General features: G+C 36.1%; 21 protein-coding genes. 11 read left to right on the top strand and 10 right to left on the bottom strand.

Annotation, left to right across the window (positions count from 1 at the left end):
• Window positions 1-11: 11 nt before the first annotated feature.
• From EG339_RS04070 to trpS, 6 genes are all read left to right on the top strand, one after another.
• Window positions 12-392 carry a TraR/DksA family transcriptional regulator gene (locus EG339_RS04070; protein WP_045501318.1) on the top strand — a complete coding sequence of 127 codons (381 nt, stop codon included), beginning with the start codon at window positions 12-14 and terminating at the stop codon, window positions 390-392.
• Window positions 393-470: 78 nt separating this feature from the next.
• A complete protein-coding gene (locus tag EG339_RS04075) occupies window positions 471-716 on the top strand; it encodes a DUF6576 domain-containing protein (protein ID WP_123868977.1) in 246 nt (81 codons plus the stop codon).
• 17 nt (window positions 717-733) lie between these two features.
• Window positions 734-928 carry a DUF2683 family protein gene (locus tag EG339_RS04080; RefSeq protein ID WP_123868978.1) on the top strand — a complete coding sequence of 65 codons (195 nt, stop codon included), beginning with the start codon at window positions 734-736 and terminating at the stop codon, window positions 926-928.
• Window positions 928-1,569 (top strand): lipoprotein signal peptidase, encoded by a 642-nt coding sequence (locus EG339_RS04085; protein ID WP_123868979.1) that lies wholly within the window; start codon window positions 928-930, stop codon window positions 1,567-1,569. Before EG339_RS04080 ends, EG339_RS04085 begins: the two co-directional genes overlap by 1 nt.
• A gap of 14 nt (window positions 1,570-1,583) precedes the next feature.
• Window positions 1,584-2,228 (top strand): SanA/YdcF family protein, encoded by a 645-nt coding sequence (locus EG339_RS04090; RefSeq protein WP_123868980.1) that lies wholly within the window; start codon window positions 1,584-1,586, stop codon window positions 2,226-2,228.
• A gap of 283 nt (window positions 2,229-2,511) precedes the next feature.
• Window positions 2,512-3,480, top strand: a complete 969-nt coding sequence (gene trpS / locus EG339_RS04095; RefSeq protein WP_123868981.1) for a tryptophan--tRNA ligase — start codon at window positions 2,512-2,514, stop codon at window positions 3,478-3,480.
• A 67-nt stretch (window positions 3,481-3,547) separates the two neighbouring features.
• Here the strand turns inward: trpS and EG339_RS04100 are convergent, their stop codons facing one another.
• The 9 genes from EG339_RS04100 to EG339_RS04140 form a co-directional block, all read right to left on the bottom strand.
• Window positions 3,548-4,825, bottom strand: a complete 1,278-nt coding sequence (locus EG339_RS04100; RefSeq protein ID WP_123868982.1) for a sensor histidine kinase — start codon at window positions 4,823-4,825, stop codon at window positions 3,548-3,550.
• Window positions 4,822-5,493: a response regulator transcription factor gene (locus EG339_RS04105; protein WP_123868983.1), complete on the bottom strand. Its 672-nt coding sequence runs from the start codon at window positions 5,491-5,493 to the stop codon at window positions 4,822-4,824. The genes EG339_RS04100 and EG339_RS04105 overlap by 4 nt, the downstream gene beginning before the upstream one ends.
• A 194-nt stretch (window positions 5,494-5,687) precedes the next feature.
• Window positions 5,688-5,894: a PepSY-like domain-containing protein gene (locus tag EG339_RS04110; protein WP_164466411.1), complete on the bottom strand. Its 207-nt coding sequence runs from the start codon at window positions 5,892-5,894 to the stop codon at window positions 5,688-5,690.
• A gap of 33 nt (window positions 5,895-5,927) precedes the next feature.
• A complete protein-coding gene (locus EG339_RS04115) occupies window positions 5,928-6,377 on the bottom strand; it encodes a PepSY-like domain-containing protein (RefSeq protein ID WP_123868985.1) in 450 nt (149 codons plus the stop codon).
• A 365-nt stretch (window positions 6,378-6,742) separates the two neighbouring features.
• Complete coding sequence (locus tag EG339_RS04120; protein ID WP_123868986.1) at window positions 6,743-7,438, bottom strand: YjjG family noncanonical pyrimidine nucleotidase; 696 nt, start codon at window positions 7,436-7,438, stop codon at window positions 6,743-6,745.
• A gap of 203 nt (window positions 7,439-7,641) precedes the next feature.
• On the bottom strand, window positions 7,642-8,232 hold the full coding sequence (locus EG339_RS04125; RefSeq protein ID WP_123868987.1) for an RNA polymerase sigma factor: 591 nt from the start codon (window positions 8,230-8,232) through the stop codon (window positions 7,642-7,644).
• 195 nt (window positions 8,233-8,427) lie between these two features.
• Window positions 8,428-8,919 carry a hypothetical protein gene (locus EG339_RS04130; protein WP_123868988.1) on the bottom strand — a complete coding sequence of 164 codons (492 nt, stop codon included), beginning with the start codon at window positions 8,917-8,919 and terminating at the stop codon, window positions 8,428-8,430.
• A gap of 86 nt (window positions 8,920-9,005) precedes the next feature.
• Window positions 9,006-10,286, bottom strand: coding sequence for a methionine adenosyltransferase (gene metK / locus EG339_RS04135; RefSeq protein WP_123868989.1), 1,281 nt, complete (start codon window positions 10,284-10,286; stop codon window positions 9,006-9,008).
• Between the two features lie 236 nt (window positions 10,287-10,522).
• Window positions 10,523-11,473 carry a LysR substrate-binding domain-containing protein gene (locus EG339_RS04140; RefSeq protein WP_065396444.1) on the bottom strand — a complete coding sequence of 317 codons (951 nt, stop codon included), beginning with the start codon at window positions 11,471-11,473 and terminating at the stop codon, window positions 10,523-10,525.
• A 134-nt stretch (window positions 11,474-11,607) separates the two neighbouring features.
• Here EG339_RS04140 and EG339_RS04145 point away from each other — a divergent pair, with 134 nt between their 5' ends.
• The 5 genes from EG339_RS04145 to EG339_RS04165 all read left to right on the top strand — a co-directional run bounded on the left by EG339_RS04145 (window position 11,608) and on the right by EG339_RS04165 (window position 15,915).
• On the top strand, window positions 11,608-13,095 hold the full coding sequence (locus EG339_RS04145) for a catalase (protein ID WP_123868990.1): 1,488 nt from the start codon (window positions 11,608-11,610) through the stop codon (window positions 13,093-13,095).
• Between the two features lie 105 nt (window positions 13,096-13,200).
• Window positions 13,201-13,968 carry an enoyl-CoA hydratase/isomerase family protein gene (locus EG339_RS04150; RefSeq protein ID WP_123868991.1) on the top strand — a complete coding sequence of 256 codons (768 nt, stop codon included), beginning with the start codon at window positions 13,201-13,203 and terminating at the stop codon, window positions 13,966-13,968.
• A gap of 51 nt (window positions 13,969-14,019) precedes the next feature.
• A complete protein-coding gene (locus tag EG339_RS04155) occupies window positions 14,020-14,442 on the top strand; it encodes a deoxycytidylate deaminase (protein ID WP_123868992.1) in 423 nt (140 codons plus the stop codon).
• Between the two features lie 6 nt (window positions 14,443-14,448).
• On the top strand, window positions 14,449-15,369 hold the full coding sequence (xerD, locus tag EG339_RS04160; RefSeq protein ID WP_123868993.1) for a site-specific tyrosine recombinase XerD: 921 nt from the start codon (window positions 14,449-14,451) through the stop codon (window positions 15,367-15,369).
• A 33-nt stretch (window positions 15,370-15,402) separates the two neighbouring features.
• On the top strand, window positions 15,403-15,915 hold the full coding sequence (locus EG339_RS04165; RefSeq protein WP_123868994.1) for an NUDIX hydrolase: 513 nt from the start codon (window positions 15,403-15,405) through the stop codon (window positions 15,913-15,915).
• 192 nt (window positions 15,916-16,107) lie between these two features.
• On the opposite strand, the gene EG339_RS04170 is transcribed toward EG339_RS04165, so the two are convergent.
• Window positions 16,108-16,566: a heme-binding domain-containing protein gene (locus EG339_RS04170; RefSeq protein WP_123868995.1), complete on the bottom strand. Its 459-nt coding sequence runs from the start codon at window positions 16,564-16,566 to the stop codon at window positions 16,108-16,110.
• Between the last annotated feature and the right edge of the window lie 3 nt (window positions 16,567-16,569).

Raw genomic sequence — 16,569 nt, forward strand, 5'->3', positions numbered from 1 at the left:
AGAGAAAGAATATGTCAGACGAAAGAGTTAGATACAGCGATGCTGATTTACAGGAATTTAGAGCGATCATAAAAGAAAAAATAGAGAAGGCGGAGAAAGATCTTCAGCTAATCAGAGAAAGTTTCATTAATGACCAGAATAACGGGACTGATGATACTTCACCTACATTCAAAGCATTTGAAGAAGGTGCAGAGACTTTGAGTAAAGAGCAGAACTCTATTCTTGCAGGAAGACAGGAAAAATTCGTTCGTGATCTGAAGAATGCACTAATCAGAATCGAAAACAAGACTTACGGTGTTTGTAGAGTAACAGGGAAATTAATTCCCAAGGAAAGACTTTTAGCCGTTCCTCATGCTACACTAAGCATCGAAGCGAAAAACATGCAAAAATAGCCGTAAGGTTTGTAAAATAATATTGGGTTTATATTGTATCTGCGGATACTTTATAAACCTAATTTTTAATGTATACCCATGAGCGAAGTATTGATTTTAATCATCATTGTGGCAGCAGTGCTGGCTTTTTCCAACAGAGAATGGATCAGAAACAGATTTTCTCCGAAGAGACACACCAACTACACCATTGATGACCAGTTTAATTCTGATAAACGCGACAGGGAGAAAGAAATAGACAGGCTTTTAAGTAAAATGGGCAAAAACGGAATCAATGACCTTTCGGCAAAAGACCGGAAAAGACTTGATGAATTGTCTAAAATGTAAAATTTAAATACTAAGAAATGGAATCAATCATAGTACATCCTAAAAATTCTATGGAACTGAGCGCCCTGAAAAGCGTTTTGAAAGAAATGAATATTAAGTTTGAGAAAGCTCATGTGAAAAGTTCATATAACGGACAGAAAATGATTAAGAAAGCGAGCGATAATAAAAATGTAAAACCAGCTGCAAAACCTTCAAAACCTAAAGGACAGTAATGAAAAAGATCTTAGCTATCACATTTTTGGTATTATTGATAGACCAGGCTTCAAAAATTTACATTAAAACCCATTTTGAACTGAATGAAAGTGTTCCTGTTATAGAAGGTTTCTTTAATAAAACCTTTGTTGAGAACCCAGGAATGGCTTACGGATTTCATTTCGGTGGAATTATCGGAAAGTATTTCCTGGTTATCCTGAGGATTTTCCTGATCGGAGGAATGGTTTATATGTTTAAAAAATGGCTGAAAGAAGGAGCTTCCAACTATCTTTTAGTTCCAATGGCCATCATCTTTGCCGGAGCTATCGGAAACCTTATTGACGGTATGTTCTACGGAATGATTTTTGACAGCGGAACGGTATATGACGCCAGCACAGACCGATGGATTGGCTATGGCGGAGTTTCCAAGTTTGTTCCTTTTGGACATGGTTATTCTACTTTTATGAAAGGGTGCGTTGTAGATATGCTTCACTTCCCGATAGTAGACTGGTATGTTCCGGACAGCTGGCCTATTATAGGCGGGAAACATATTGAGTTCTTTAAATACATTTTCAATGTTGCCGATTCAGCCATTACAGTAGGAGCTGCTTTCTTGTTAATCTTCAGAAAAAAGGCTTTCCCTAACGGACTTGAATTCTAACAGATGTATTTCAAATGAGAAAAACAATCAAAAATATTTTTAAATTTTTCCTGCTTCTTCTGGTTGCAGGAATTATTTTTATTGCCTGGGCAAATTACAGTATTAAAAAAGAAAGCGCAGCATTCGTATCTTACAATATTGCGGATGTACCTCAGGCGAAAACAACTTTACTCTTAGGAACCGGAAAAACATTAAATAACGGAATGCCTAATGCCTATTTCTATAACAGGATTAAAGCGGCTACTGATCTTTATAAAAGCGGAAAAGTTCAGTACATTATTGTAAGTGGCGATAACAGCAGCAAAGACTATAATGAACCGGAAGATATGCAGTTTGCCCTGGTACAACAAGGTATCCCACAGAACAAAATAATCCTGGATCATGCAGGATTCCGAACTTTGGATTCAGTAGTGAGGGCTAAAGATATTTTCGGACAAACTCAACTAACGATTATCTCCCAGAAGTTTCACAATGAAAGAGCGGTCTTCCTTGCTCAGAAAAATGGAATGCAAGCTTTTGGATATAATGCAGAAGATGTGAATAAATATACAGGTTTAAAGACCAATTTAAGGGAATATCTTGCCAAAGCGAAAGTGTATTGGGATCTGATCTTTGGAGTGGAACCTAAATTTGGTGGTGAGAAGATTGTCATTCCTTAATATTTTTAACCACAGATTGCTCAGTTTTCACAGATGATTATGGATAAAATCTGCTAAATCTGTTTAATCTGCGAGAGATTATATTTTAAGTTTTGGCTAAAGCCAATGGAATTATTCCTTTTATTATAAGGCGGGCTAAAGCCCACCTCTATTAAGGTTGATATGAGCACAGGAAATGAATTGTAGGTATTTAAGGAGTAAATCTTTTGATCTTTTCATTCATTATTCCCTTTAAACCTCGTAAATTTGCAATTCATTAATTTTTTAATATAAACTTAAACAAATGTCAAGAATTCTTACCGGCATTCAAGCCACCGGAACACCCCATCTTGGAAATTTATTAGGGGCTATTATTCCTGCTATCGAACTTTCCAAGCAGGAAGGAAATGAATCATTTTTATTTATTGCGAATCTTCATACGCTTACCCAGATTAAAGATGCGCAGACTTTAAGACAGAACACCTACGAGATTGCTGCGGCTTGGCTTGCTTGTGGATTAGATACCGAAAAAACATTTTTCTACAGACAAAGTGATATCGCTGAAACCTGTGAACTATCTTGGCATTTATCATGTTTTTTCCCTTATCAAAGATTAACATTGGCACATTCATTCAAGGATAAAGCAGACAGGCTTCAGGATGTAAATGCAGGTCTGTTTACCTACCCTATTTTAATGGCTGCTGATATTTTATTATATGATGCAGAAATTGTTCCTGTAGGAAAAGACCAGCTTCAGCATCTGGAGATTGCAAGAGACGTTGCTTCAAGGTTTAACAACCAGATGGGTGAAGTTTTTGTACTGCCACAATCTGAACTTCAGGAAGATACCAAGTATGTTCCGGGAACAGATGGCCATAAAATGTCAAAATCAAGAGGAAATATCATTAACATCTTTTTACCTGAGAAAGAATTGAAGAAGCAGGTGATGAGCATTGAATCTGATTCCAAATCTTTAGAAGAACCTAAGGACCCGGAAACTGATAAGACATTCCAGATTTATGAATTGATTGCTACCCCTGAGCAGACTGAGGAACTAAGAGCAAAATATTTGGCAGGTAACTTCGGATACGGACATGCTAAAAAAGAGCTTTTAGACCTTATTTTAGTGCGTTTTGAAAAGGAAAGAGAGATCTTTAATTATTATATGAACAACCTTGATGAGCTGGAAGCTAAGCTTCAGGAAGGTGCAGCAAAAACGAGGCCTGTTGCGCTGGAAACACTAAAAAGAGTAAGAACAAGTTTAGGATATTAATTCTAACTTCAGATATCATAAAAAGCGTCTGGCTCAGAATTGGGACAGACGCTTTTCTTATAATATTTTATTTAGTAAGGATGAAATAATGCATCTGATCTTCAAACTCATAAGTAATATCCCAGCCAGGATACTGTTTGATAATTGTTTTAATAATAGATAATCCTAAACCTGTGGAAGTATGATCGGAGCTTTGTTTATAAAAACGGTTAAAAATTCTGGATTTATCCAACGGTCCCTGTATCCCGCTATTTTGAAAGATAATCCTGTTATTCTCAATAAAAATATTTAAAGTTCCTTCCTCATTATTATATTTAACAGCATTTTTAAGCAGGTTAGCTAGAAGGATATCCGCAAGATCCTGGTTGAACCCGGCTTTAAATACCCCTTTTTCAATAACATTAACCTCTATATTTTTAAAAGCAATAAAGTCTTCATAATTCTGTACAAGATTATTGACCATTGCATTAAAATTAACTTCTGATATGGCGTTGAACTGGCTGTTCTCAATCTTGGAAAGCATGAGCAGAGATTTATTCAGCCCTACCATTCTTCTCAGATCATTTTTAACTTCTGTAAGAAAGGTAAGGTTCTTTTTATCAAGATCCTCATTCTGAATCAGAAGGTCTATTTTGTTAATAACGATAGCGAGCGGTGTCTGAAGCTCATGAGAAGCATTTTCAATAAACTGTTTCTGCTGGTAGAAAACAAGCTCATTACGCTCTACCATTTCATTGATTTCCACATTCAGCTCTTCAAATTCTTTGATTGAATAGTTTTGATCGGTTTGGGAAAAAGGAATACCAAACTGATATTTCTTCAGTTTATCAAGAATTTGATAGAACGGATGCATTGCTTTATTCAGAAGGTATCCATTAACGGCCACAATACTGATCACCAAAAGAATATAAAGAACTATTAAAGCAGTTGTAAGATCATAAATCAGTTCATCTTCTTCTACCGTGGATGTTCTTATGACAAGCCTCTGATGATTTTTATACTGGTCTATGAAATCTGCCTCCAATACACGATAAGGCTGGTCTTTATCATCATACTCCATATAATACATCTTATTATAGAGCCTGCTTTTATTTTTGTATTCTGCTGAAGTTATTGGCATAATCTTAAATTCATTGAATCCGAAATCATGGTTCTTCAGCAACTGAGGGTTAAGATATACTGCTTTGATGATCTGTATTTTTCTATCCTTCAATCCATCATCTACATTATCATGTACCTCATCCAGTATATACGCATAAAACAATCCCGCCCAGACTGCTATAATCAGCAGCAGGATCATGATAAGATATTTTATCGTATAATATTTTAATGAAACCTTCATCATACGAATTTATAGCCTATTCCGTAAACAGCCTGGAAGTCAGCTTCTGCATGAAGTGTCTTCAATTTTTTACGAAGATTTTTAATTTGTGAATAAATGAAATCGAGGCTGTCTGCCTGATCAATGTAATCCCCCCATATCGCTTCTGCCAATGTGGTCTTCTGTAATGTTTTTTCCGGATGAATAACGAAGTAATATAAAAGGTCATATTCTTTACGGTTAAGCGCAAGTTCTTCGCTTCCTACCTTTACAATTCTGCTTTCCGGGTCAATACTGATATTTTTATACCTGATAATATTCTCGCCATCCTGGTTTTTTCTTCTTATTACAGATCTTATTCGGGCCATTAATTCTGCGAGGTGAAATGGCTTGGCTAAATAATCATCTGCTCCTATTTCCAGTCCTGTTACCTTATCATCCACGGAATCTTTTGCAGAAAGGATAATTACAGGATCTTTTTTGTGCATTTTCTTGATTTCCCGTAAGAGATCTATACCATTACCATCCGGCAGCATAATATCCAGCAAAATACAGTCATATTCATAAGAAATAATCTTCTCCAGTCCGGAACTATAACTATCAGCATATTCTACAATAAAATGTTCTGCCTCCAGAAATTTCTGTACAGTATCCCTTAGGTCCGGTTCATCTTCTACTATTAAAATCTTCATAGGGTGTTCTGCTTGGATATCTTAATCAAATATATAAAATTACAGAGGAATAACAGGGAGAAAGTGTGGGAACTAAGGCTTAATCAATACCCAAACAGAGTCAAAATAAGGACCATTTGATAAATGATACATAATATATCAATAATGTATATATATCCTTTGTTCCCTTCTTCACAACGTTTTTTCATGAAGTATTAATTTGTTTTTATATACCTTCCATCTGCATCAAAGATCAGGCACAAACCATTCATCAGATGAATCTTGTAAGCATTATACTTTGTCTCAATAGAATCTATTACACTGCACGGATGATGCTTGGTCATAAAAGACACCATATTCTTTCTAATCTTAGTGGAAGAAACTTTTCTTCCACTACTGTTTATCAAACTCCAGTTTACCATAATCATAAAATTTTATTGTTACTCTTATTGGATTTAGTCATCAATTTTTTTAAAGTTCCCGTTTCGGTCGAACTCCAGCTCCAGTCCGTTGGACAATTCTGCTTTATAAGACCATCTCTTCTTTTCTATCTTGACGATATAGGTATTCGGAAAATTTCTGCTGGTGTAATTTTTTATAGAGGCAGGAATAAAACCATAAGGAATCTTTTGGTGATTACCATCTACTTCTTTCCAGTTTCCATTGCTGTCAAATTCCATTTTCATCCCATTGTTCAGATATACCTTGTATTCATCAACGCCATAGATTTCTCTATCTTCAATAGCGGATGAAACGGGAATTCCTTTAAAATGGCCTGCCAGGAATGTTTTAGCAGTCTTAGGCAAATGATTAGGATTAATCGCTCTGTCCTGTGCTGAAACCAAGCCGCCAATCAGTAAAAAAATTAAAACAAATACGGTTGTGATTTTCTTTACATTTTTCATAATATTCAATTTTTTCTGTCATTATTATGAAGCAAAGTTCCTAATCAATTTGGGAAAGAATTAGGAAAAACTTAAAAATGTAAACGAGGAGATAAAATGAAGCCCTCTAGACTATTGGCTGTTAACAGCAATTAATCAAAGATTTAAAAATACAGATATTGATCTGATTTGAAACCGAAAGAGCATTAATCAATATCTTTTATCAATTAAAAAAATGAACCATTAAAACAGAGATAAGTTAATAAGAGAATTAAAGAAGAATCGTTCGAAATTCTTTACGCTTTAACTTTCTTACTAGCTTCAATAGCCTTAATGGTTCAATAAAATACTTTTTTAAAGCTTATTTCAGCCTTAAAATATAAAGATTATAAATATTCCTTAATCTGTTGAAGATGAGTGATAGACTTTAGTCCGGTTTCTTTTTTGTTTTCCTTATACACATCAAAGAAAATCGTATCCATTCCGAAGTCTCTTCCACCCAGAGCATCGGCAATCCAATCATCACCAATCATGATGCTTTCTTCTTTTTTCGCTTCAGAAAGACCAAGGGAATACTCAAAAATCTTAGGGTCCGGCTTTCTAACACCTACAGCATCTGCACTGGTAATGGTTTCAAAATAAGGGGCAATTCCGGATAAGGTACATTTTCTTTCCGTTACTTCCTGAAAGCCATTGGAAATAATATGAAGCTTATAGTTCTTCGACTTCAAATATTCAAGGACCTCTTCTGCCCCTTCCACCAACTCATTATAACTGACAATATTATCCAGAAAATTCTCTTCAAAATAAAGAGAAAGTTCTTTATTATCTACTCCAAAATGCATAAAGGAGTCATAAAAACGGTGTTCTCTCAAATACTCTTTACCTATAATTCCATCTCTTATTTTTTCCCATAATTCTTCGTTGATATCATGGTAAACGGCATGAAAGTCTTCAAAGTCAATATTATACTTTGAATTAATTTCCTGCGTTTCAAAAAGTTCTTTGATGGCTAGATAGGCATTTCTACGATGATCCCAGAGCGTATTGTCCAGGTCAAAAAAAACGTGCTGCATTCTCATACAGCACAAAGTTAATAATTTTAATTTTTTGTAACAGGATAATTCTTGCTCTTGCTTTTCACAATTTCAAGGCTTTTAGAAAAATTGAGCAGAAAATCGATGGTTTGTTTTTTAGGTTTCAAAGTTTTCACTTTTAAGGAGTCATTTTTTTTCATAAGCGAACTATGTTTTTCCTTAAAACGTGAGATTTTACGAAATATTATCTATCTGGTTAATATTATATTATTTTCTTCCATGATTTTTCTCAGGTTTATCAGCGCATATCTTACTCTGCCTAATGTGGTATTGATACTCATATCGGTATGATCGGCAATTTCCTTAAAACTTAGCCCATCGAAAAATCTTAATTTAATGACTTCCTGTTGATTCAACGGAAGAAACTGAAGCATTTTCAGCAGATCTTCCTGAATCTGATTGGTCACCAGCTGATCTTCAATATTTTCAGAAGGTTCTCTGATCAGATCAAAAATAGAATACTCATCGGTTTCAAAAGTAGTCTCTGAAACTTTGATATTTTTGGATTTTGCCCTGAAATGATCAATGATAAGATTGTGGGAGATTCTTTTTGCCCAAAGGATAAATTTACCCTCTTCGTTATAACGTCCTTCTTTTAGCATCACAATGATTTTCATGAATGTATCCTGAAAAATATCATTGGCTAGATCTTCATCATTAATTTTGTAAAAAATGAATGTAAACAGTTCTCTCTGATGACGGTGAATCAGGGTTGATAGAGCGCCCTCATCACCTTTCTGGTAAAGCGAAATTAATAAACTATCCGATTTTGATTTCATAACTCTTCTCAATATAACATTTGCAGCCCAGCTATCGCCCAGATAAAATATCCGGTTTTTGCTGTATATACAAAACAATTCTACAGAGTAAAGTCTCTTCGATAGGCGGTACAATTATATTATGGCGTAAATATAATAATTTTTTAATAACTGTTAAGCAATTATTAAATTTTCGCTATAAAAATTTAAAAAAAATCACTTAAACATATCATGAATGAACACGGTAGGGATATTTAATGTAAAATTAATATTCAATCCTTTCATTTCTTTTCCGTTTAACCGGGTATCTCCGATAGGGAAGGCATAGCCTCCGGTAAGATCAAGCATTCCAAATAAAGTAACTCCTATTTTCGGGGCAATATATTTGTTGGTTCCTTCAGCTCCTACCAAAAAGTAGTAAGCGTGGTAAAAGTCTACATTCTTTTCAAAATTAAGTAAAACATCTGCCTGAAGCTTCGGCATAATGGCAAATTTTGAATCTGCCACTCCCATTAAGGCAGAACCACCCAATCTGTAAATGACATCATCATTTTTAAGGAAAAGCAGCTTTCCTCCTACTTCTCCAAAGCTTTGATTTTGGTAGGTATATCCCACACTGATCATTTTATGCATGGTATACTGGGCTTTCACCAATGTACTCAGCAAAAACAGGGATAGAATGGCAACTGCAGTCCGAAAATTCATCATCTTTTAATTTATTACGATGTAAAATTAAAAAAAACTGCCTTACCGGAAAGTAAAGCAGTTCATAATATTTCAGTTTAGAGAAAAAATTAAATACCAAAAGCGGCTTTAATTTCGTCTACTTTATCTAGTTTTTCCCAGGTAAAGAACTCAAGACCTTCTAACGTGATCTCGTTTTTCTGCCCTTTGTTGAAGGTTTTATCTGCAACATAATGCTCTTTACCCATGTGTCCGTAAGAAGCTGTTTCCTGATAGATAGGATTTCTTAATTTTAAGTTCTGCTCAATAGCATAAGGTCTTAAATCAAAGATTGTGGAAACTTTTTTAGCAATTTCACCATCGTGAAGATCCACTTTCGCAGTTCCGTAAGTATTGATGTACAATCCACAAGGCTCAGCTACTCCAATTGCGTAAGAAACCTGTACCAAAACTTCATCAGCAACGCCAGCTGCTACAAGGTTTTTAGCAATGTGTCTTGTTGCATATGCAGCACTTCTATCTACTTTTGAAGGATCTTTTCCTGAGAAAGCACCACCACCGTGAGCACCTTTACCACCGTAAGTATCAACAATGATTTTTCTACCTGTAAGACCTGTATCTCCGTGAGGGCCACCAATTACGAATTTACCTGTAGGGTTGATGTGATATTTAATCTGATCGTTAAATAACGCTTTAATCTCCTCAGTCTGCTGAGCAACCACTCTGGGAACCAGAATATTCTTGATATCTTCACGGATCTTACCCAGCATCTCTTCTTCTGATCCGAAATCATCATGTTGAGTAGAAACTACGATAGAATCAATTCTGATTGGCTTGTGGTCATCAGAATACTCAATTGTTACCTGGCTTTTTGCATCAGGACGTAAGTAAGTGATCTCTTTATTTTCTCTTCTGATTGCAGAAAGTTCTTTAAGGATTGTGTGCGCCAAATCCAAAGCAAGGGGCATATAATTAGCCGTCTCATTGGTAGCATACCCGAACATCATTCCCTGGTCACCAGCTCCCTGAGCATTTGCTTTCGCTTCAAATGACTCATCATTTACCGCTCTGTCAACCCCCTGGTTGATATCCGGAGACTGCTCATGGATTGCAGAGATTACTCCACAGGAATCTCCATTGAACATATATTCACCTTTTGTATATCCGATTCCGTTGATTACTTCTCTGGCAATGGTCTGAACATCAAGGTAAGCATCAGATTTTACCTCTCCTGCCAATACTACCTGTCCGGTAGTTACAAGAGTTTCACATGCTACTTTTGAATTTTTATCGTATGCTAAGAAATGATCGATTAACGCATCGGAGATTTGGTCGGCAATTTTATCCGGATGTCCTTCTGAAACTGATTCAGATGTAAATAAATAAGACATATTATTCTTTGTTTTTTTAGATTAAAAATTGTGTTGAAGAAAAATAAGAATAACAATTGCCCAGAAAAAAGAATACTGTTTTAGCATTTTTTTATAGAGGTTGCAATCAGGTCAAATTTTTCCTCGTTAATAAACGTCAGCAAATTTAAGCACTATTTTCGTAATACTCAAAATTTTTGTTTACTAATTAAAATTTTCTTTAAATTAATGATTTATATCACTTTAAAGCCTCAGGATTACTGAGGCTTTATGCTTACAAATTCTTTTGGGCTTTCGTGATAATTCAGTTTAAGTTCTAAAGAATTTTTGATAGAATGTGACAATTCGTCGATAATCTTTTGCTTAAAGGTCGGCTTATAATAAATAATACTGATCTCTCTGTATGGGAAGGGCTTCTTGAATCTGAAAACATTCTTTTTCTGTTCTTCAGAAAGCTGGCTTAATGCCAATTCCGGAAGAATACTGATTCCACCTACTTTGTCTACCATATGTACCAGGGTCTGGATATTGGAAGCTAAGAAATCTAAATTTTTAGGTTTCAAAGTGTTCTCTTTCAGATGGCAGATGTTTTCGAACTGATTTCTAAGGCAATTCCCTTCTTCAAGTAACCATACTTTTTCTACATTCAGTTCTTCAGGGATAATATAAGAGTTCTTTTTATTCGCTTCTGTATTGGAGCTGTAGATCATTAACTCCTCATTGAATAAGAAATCCTGGTAAAACTCATCAGCCGTATCATAAGGAGTAGAGATAATTCCCGCGTCCAGTTCTCCTGCTTTCAGAGCTTTAATAATATTATCTGTCGTCATTTCCTTTACATTCATCTGGATCTTAGGGTTTTCCTCAAGGAATTTAAAGATCTCGGTAGGCAAGATAAATGATGAAACCGTAGGAATGATTCCAAGATTAATGGTCCCCCCTAAAATGTTATTCAGCAGGTTCGCTTTGTTTTTCAGCTCATTGACAGATTCTATAATCACCTTCGCCTGATCGATGATCTGAAGACCTACATCTGTGGTACGGATCGGGTGTGTAGTTCTGTCGAAAACCTTCACATCCAATTCATCCTCAAATTTCTGTATCATGGCACTTAAGGTTGGCTGGGTAATGAAGCACGCCTGAGCTGCTTTTCCAAAATGTTTATACTTATCAACGGCGATAAGATACTCCAGTTGCTGAATGTTCATTTGATTAATATTATCTATTACAAAGATATAACGTTTTTGTTATTAGCAATTAAAAATTCAAGTAAATTTGATAATTAGTACCTTTACAGTTCAATTTAGAAAAAGACGAGAACAATAATTCAAATCATCAACATATGGATTCTAAAAAATTAACGTTAAGTAACGGCGCACCTTATTTTGAGCATCAGGATTCCCAGACGGTAGGACCAAGAGGCCCGGTATTGCTGCAAGACTTTGTTCTTCAGGAAAATCTTGCACACTTCGTTAGGGAAAGGATTCCTGAAAGAATTGTACATGCCAAAGGAAGCGGAGCGTACGGAACTTTTACCGTAACCCACGATATCAGCCAGTATACTAAGGCTAAATTATTCTCAAAAGTAGGAAACTCATGCAGAATGTTTGCCCGTTTCTCTACAGTAGGTGGGGAAAAAGGAAGTGCTGATACCGCAAGAGATCCGAGAGGATTTGCATTAAAATTTTATACTGAAGATGGAAATTGGGATCTTGTAGGAAATAACACTCCGGTATTCTTTATCAAAGATGCTAAAAAATTTCCGGATTTTATTCATACCCAAAAAAGAGTACCGAAAACCAATTTGAAAAGCGCTACGATGATGTGGGATTTCTGGAGTTTAAATCCGGAATCACTTCATCAGGTCCTTATACTGATGTCAGACAGAGGAACTCCGTATGGGTACAGGCATATGCATGGCTTTGGATCTCATACTTTCTCCATGATTAATGATAAAAATGAAAGAGTATGGGTGAAATTCCACTTCAAAACAAAACAGGGAGTGAAAAATTTTACGGACGCAGAAGCAGTAAAAATGGCAGGAGAGAATCCTGATTTTGCCCAGGAAGACCTCTGTAACGCTATTGAAAATGGTGACTTTCCGAAATGGACCATGTACATCCAGGTAATGACCGAAGAACAGGCTAAAGACTTCAGATGGAATCCTTTTGATGTTACAAAAGTTTGGTTCCATGATGATTTCCCACTTATTGAAGTAGGAGAAATGGAGTTAAATGAAGTTCCTGTTAACTATTTTGCTCATGTTGAGCAATCTACCTTCTCACCAAGCAGCCTCATCAATGGAATCAGCTTCTCTCCGGACAAGATGCTTCAGGGAAGATTATTTTCTTATCCGGATGCGCACCGATACAGAGTAGGTGTCAACTCTCATCAGCTGGAAGTGAACAGATGTCCTTTTGCCGTCAATAATTATCAGAGAGACGGTTATATGGCAGATTCGAGTCAGTATCAGGATAAACCGAATTATTACCCCAACAGTTTTGATGACATCACACCGGATGCTTCTTACAAAAACTATGAGTATGAATTAGACAGCGCCCATGTTGCCAATTATAACAGAAATGACAACGACAGTGATCATTATACCCAGCCAGGGCTTCTTTACTCAAAAGCAATGAATGCTGAAGACAGAGACAACCTGATCCAAAATATTGTAGGCAGTATGAAAGGAATCACAGGACCTAAGAGGGAAGAAATCATCAACAGGCAATTATGTCATTTTTTCCGTGCTAATATTGAGCTTGGCATGAAAGTGGCTTCACAACTAAATATCAATATTGATGCAAATATGATGAATCATTCCAAATAATCATATTGAACAATAAATCAAAAAAAAGGAAAAAAAAATAATATTTTTTCCTTTTTTTTGTAAAAAATTCATAATTTGCAAGGGATGATATTTTAAAGTGGAAAAATGAGTTACGAGAATATATTATTAAAAAGAGAAGATAAATTATCTATCATTACCATAAACAGACCTGAGAGTTTAAATGCATTGAATGCAAAGACCATTCAGGAGATCAGTACAGCATTGGATGAACTTGATTCTGACCCTTCCTGCAGGGTAATTATCCTTACAGGCAGCGGAGAAAAATCATTTGTAGCTGGAGCTGACATCAAGGAATTCAGTGACTTCGGACAGGAAAAAGCTGAGGAACTTGCAAGAAACGGACAAAACACTTTGTTCAACAAAATTGAAAACCTATCCAAACCTGTCATTGCAGCCGTAAACGGTTTTGCATTAGGAGGTGGGTTAGAGCTTGCCATGGCATGCCATATCAGATATGCATCAGAAAACGCCAGATTAGGGCTTCCTGAAGTAACTCTGGGATTAATCCCGGGATACGGAGGAACTCAAAGGCTTCCAAAGCTTGTCGGGAAAGGTATTGCCAACGAAATGATCTTCTCTGCCAAAATGATCCCTGCCCAAAAAGCAAAAGAGATCGGGCTGGTAAATGAAGTATACCCTATTGAAGAATTATTAACCAAAACGAAAGAATTAGCGAATACTATTGCCCATAATTCACCTATGGCAATATCAAAGGCTATAAACGCCGTTAATTTATCTGACACGGAGAAAGGTTTTGAAACTGAAATTAAATATTTCGGGGAACTTTTCGAAATGGATGATAAGAAAGAAGGAGTAACTGCTTTCCTGGAGAAAAGAAAGCCGAACTTCTAATCTTTCAAAAGATTTTAATCCAAATTATTTCGAAAAAACTAATGCTGCGGTATGAATAAGTTTGATAAAGCTTATCTAAAAATGGCCCAGGAATGGGCAAAACTCTCCTACTGTAAGAGAAAACAGGTAGGAGCTCTTATCGTAAAAGATAGGATGATTATTTCAGATGGTTACAACGGAACTCCTATGGGATTCGAAAACTGCTGTGAAGATGAAGACGGAAAAACGCACTGGTATGTATTACATGCAGAAGCCAACGCTATATTAAAGCTGGCCGCTTCTACACAATCTGCAAAAGGAGCAACGTTATATCTGACATTGTCGCCCTGCAAGGAATGCAGTAAGCTGATCCTTCAGGCAGGTATTACAAGACTGGTGTATATTAATGAGTATTCAGATGACGATGGAATATCGTTCCTGAGAGGCCATAACATTGAAATAGAACAAATATCGGACTGTGAACTAAAAAAATAAGCACAAATGACTTGGGATGAAAAGATCAAAGATTTTGAAATATTTCTTCGCTTCGAAAGAAATTTTTCAGACAATACGCTCGACGCCTATGTTCGGGACATTAAGAAACTAAAAGATTACGCAGAAGAAGATCTGGAAAACGTCGGTCCAGATTCTATCGGTTACGAAAATCTGCAGGAATACATTTTCAATCTTTCTAAACAGAAATTCAGTGAAAGATCACAGGCAAGATGGATATCTTCCATTAAAGCCTTCTTCAAATTTCTTTTGGAAGATGAATATCGTGAAGACAACCCTGCAGCATTACTTGAAGGCCCTAAACTGGGACTGTATCTGCCAGATACACTAAGTCTGCCGGATATCAATAAAATTATCAATGCTATAGAGGTTAATACAGATCTCGGAAAAAGAAACCAGTGTATCATAGAGGTACTTTACGGTTGCGGGCTCCGTGTGTCTGAATTAATTGACCTGAAGATCTCCAATATCAACTTTAAGGAACAATATATTAAGGTAAACGGAAAGGGAAATAAGACCCGTTTTGTACCTTTAGCTGATTATACAGCCGAGTTACTAGAAAGCTATATTAAGGAGGTACGTTCGAAAGGAAAGATCAATAAAAAATACGAAGATACACTGTTTCTGAACAGCCGCGGCACTTCCATGTCAAGGGTTATCGTATTCCTTATTATTAAAGAACTTACGGATAAAGCCGGAGTGAACAAGAAGATTTCTCCTCATACCTTCAGGCATTCTTTTGCTACACATTTGCTTCAGAATGGAGCGGATCTCCGTTATATCCAGGAAATGCTGGGACATTCCAGCATTACCACAACAGAGATTTACACCCATCTGAAAACAGAAGAATTAAGGGATGTTATCTTAAGCTATCACCCGAGAAACATCAATATTACTCAGGGAAGTTAGATATAGCTTACCTTTGAAAAATAATTAAGACGGATGAAAGTATTGAAATATTGCCCAAGCTGTGGCAAAGAGACCTTACATTGGGATAATGAAAAGAAATGGAGTTGTCCTGAATGTGGTTTTACACTGTACAATAATGTAGCAGGCGCTGTGGCGGTTGTTATCAGATGCGGAGACGAAATCTACCTTACCAGGCGAAACAGGGATCCTAAAAAAGGGAAACTTGATCTTGCCGGAGGCTTTGTTGATCCCAAAGAAAGTGCAGAAGAAACCTGTAAGAGGGAGCTTTTTGAAGAACTTCAGCTTGATATTGATATTTCCAGCCTGAAATACCTTACCAGCCTTCCCAACATTTATCAGTACAAAGAAATTGATTATAATACGATTGATCTCTTTTATGAATATAATGTTTCGCAGAAATTTGAGGTAAATCTTGAGCTTTCAGAAATCTCTGAAGCGGTTTGGATTCCATTACAGGAGCTTGACCTTAATGAGATTGCTTTCGATTCTCAGAAGAAATTTTTTGAAGGTTATCTGAAGAAATAATTTTTGTAAATATAGGCTCTCGCAGATTTTACAGATATAGCAGGGATATCCAACTGCTTATTCTGTAAAATTTGCGGGAGTTTTTTATGACAGCAGGAAAACAAACAATTTTCCCACAGGTTTCACGAATTACACAGATATATTTTATATAAGCTGTGATGATGTGTAAAATCTGTGGGAAATATATTTTAATTAATATGTTTTAGATTTCAGCATTTCCTCAAAATACTGAATAAGCAATGCTCTTTCTGCCTCTGTGAGTTTAGCCTCGTCATGATAAACAATATAGCCAGGCAGCGGCATTGTCTTATGCTTAAGGGCTTCAATAGACCTATCAAGCATGTTCTCTTTTAATTCCTTATTATAAGTACCCCAGACAGAAAAGTTAAGATGCTGGCGTCCGTCATTCACATGGCTTTTTACAGACCATGAAAAAGGGGCCACATAAGCATATCTTGGATAAACCGTTTCATCAGAATGGCAATCATAGCAAGCATTTTTAAGAAGTGTACTTACCTTTTCAGGAGCCTGCTTCATCTGAACAAAGTTCACCTTGGAATCAACCGGCTTGTTTGTCCTGTCAATTGGAATAAGCTGGATAAGAGCAAATGCCACAAGAGTCCATAAGAGTATTTTTTTTGCCGTCTTCATATA

The sequence above is a fragment of the Chryseobacterium bernardetii genome (assembly GCF_003815975.1).
Lineage (GTDB): Bacteria > Bacteroidota > Bacteroidia > Flavobacteriales > Weeksellaceae > Chryseobacterium > Chryseobacterium bernardetii.

What these genes read in the sequence shown, in the direction of transcription:
- EG339_RS04145 (WP_123868990.1), top strand. Translation starts at nt 11,608, where the DNA reads ATGGATTCTAAAAAATTAACGTTAAGTAACGGCGCACCTTATTTTGAG.
- EG339_RS04140 (WP_065396444.1), bottom strand. Translation starts at nt 11,473, where the DNA reads ATGAACATTCAGCAACTGGAGTATCTTATCGCCGTTGATAAGTATAAA.
- xerD (WP_123868993.1), top strand. Translation starts at nt 14,449, where the DNA reads ATGACTTGGGATGAAAAGATCAAAGATTTTGAAATATTTCTTCGCTTC.
- EG339_RS04120 (WP_123868986.1), bottom strand. Translation starts at nt 7,438, where the DNA reads ATGAGAATGCAGCACGTTTTTTTTGACCTGGACAATACGCTCTGGGAT.
- EG339_RS04080 (WP_123868978.1), top strand. Translation starts at nt 734, where the DNA reads ATGGAATCAATCATAGTACATCCTAAAAATTCTATGGAACTGAGCGCC.
- EG339_RS04125 (WP_123868987.1), bottom strand. Translation starts at nt 8,232, where the DNA reads ATGAAATCAAAATCGGATAGTTTATTAATTTCGCTTTACCAGAAAGGT.
- EG339_RS04100 (WP_123868982.1), bottom strand. Translation starts at nt 4,825, where the DNA reads ATGATGAAGGTTTCATTAAAATATTATACGATAAAATATCTTATCATG.
- EG339_RS04150 (WP_123868991.1), top strand. Translation starts at nt 13,201, where the DNA reads ATGAGTTACGAGAATATATTATTAAAAAGAGAAGATAAATTATCTATC.
- EG339_RS04130 (WP_123868988.1), bottom strand. Translation starts at nt 8,919, where the DNA reads ATGATGAATTTTCGGACTGCAGTTGCCATTCTATCCCTGTTTTTGCTG.
- EG339_RS04170 (WP_123868995.1), bottom strand. Translation starts at nt 16,566, where the DNA reads ATGAAGACGGCAAAAAAAATACTCTTATGGACTCTTGTGGCATTTGCT.
- EG339_RS04165 (WP_123868994.1), top strand. Translation starts at nt 15,403, where the DNA reads ATGAAAGTATTGAAATATTGCCCAAGCTGTGGCAAAGAGACCTTACAT.
- EG339_RS04115 (WP_123868985.1), bottom strand. Translation starts at nt 6,377, where the DNA reads ATGAAAAATGTAAAGAAAATCACAACCGTATTTGTTTTAATTTTTTTA.
- trpS (WP_123868981.1), top strand. Translation starts at nt 2,512, where the DNA reads ATGTCAAGAATTCTTACCGGCATTCAAGCCACCGGAACACCCCATCTT.
- EG339_RS04090 (WP_123868980.1), top strand. Translation starts at nt 1,584, where the DNA reads ATGAGAAAAACAATCAAAAATATTTTTAAATTTTTCCTGCTTCTTCTG.
- EG339_RS04110 (WP_164466411.1), bottom strand. Translation starts at nt 5,894, where the DNA reads ATGGTAAACTGGAGTTTGATAAACAGTAGTGGAAGAAAAGTTTCTTCC.
- EG339_RS04075 (WP_123868977.1), top strand. Translation starts at nt 471, where the DNA reads ATGAGCGAAGTATTGATTTTAATCATCATTGTGGCAGCAGTGCTGGCT.
- metK (WP_123868989.1), bottom strand. Translation starts at nt 10,286, where the DNA reads ATGTCTTATTTATTTACATCTGAATCAGTTTCAGAAGGACATCCGGAT.
- EG339_RS04105 (WP_123868983.1), bottom strand. Translation starts at nt 5,493, where the DNA reads ATGAAGATTTTAATAGTAGAAGATGAACCGGACCTAAGGGATACTGTA.
- EG339_RS04085 (WP_123868979.1), top strand. Translation starts at nt 928, where the DNA reads ATGAAAAAGATCTTAGCTATCACATTTTTGGTATTATTGATAGACCAG.
- EG339_RS04070 (WP_045501318.1), top strand. Translation starts at nt 12, where the DNA reads ATGTCAGACGAAAGAGTTAGATACAGCGATGCTGATTTACAGGAATTT.
- EG339_RS04155 (WP_123868992.1), top strand. Translation starts at nt 14,020, where the DNA reads ATGAATAAGTTTGATAAAGCTTATCTAAAAATGGCCCAGGAATGGGCA.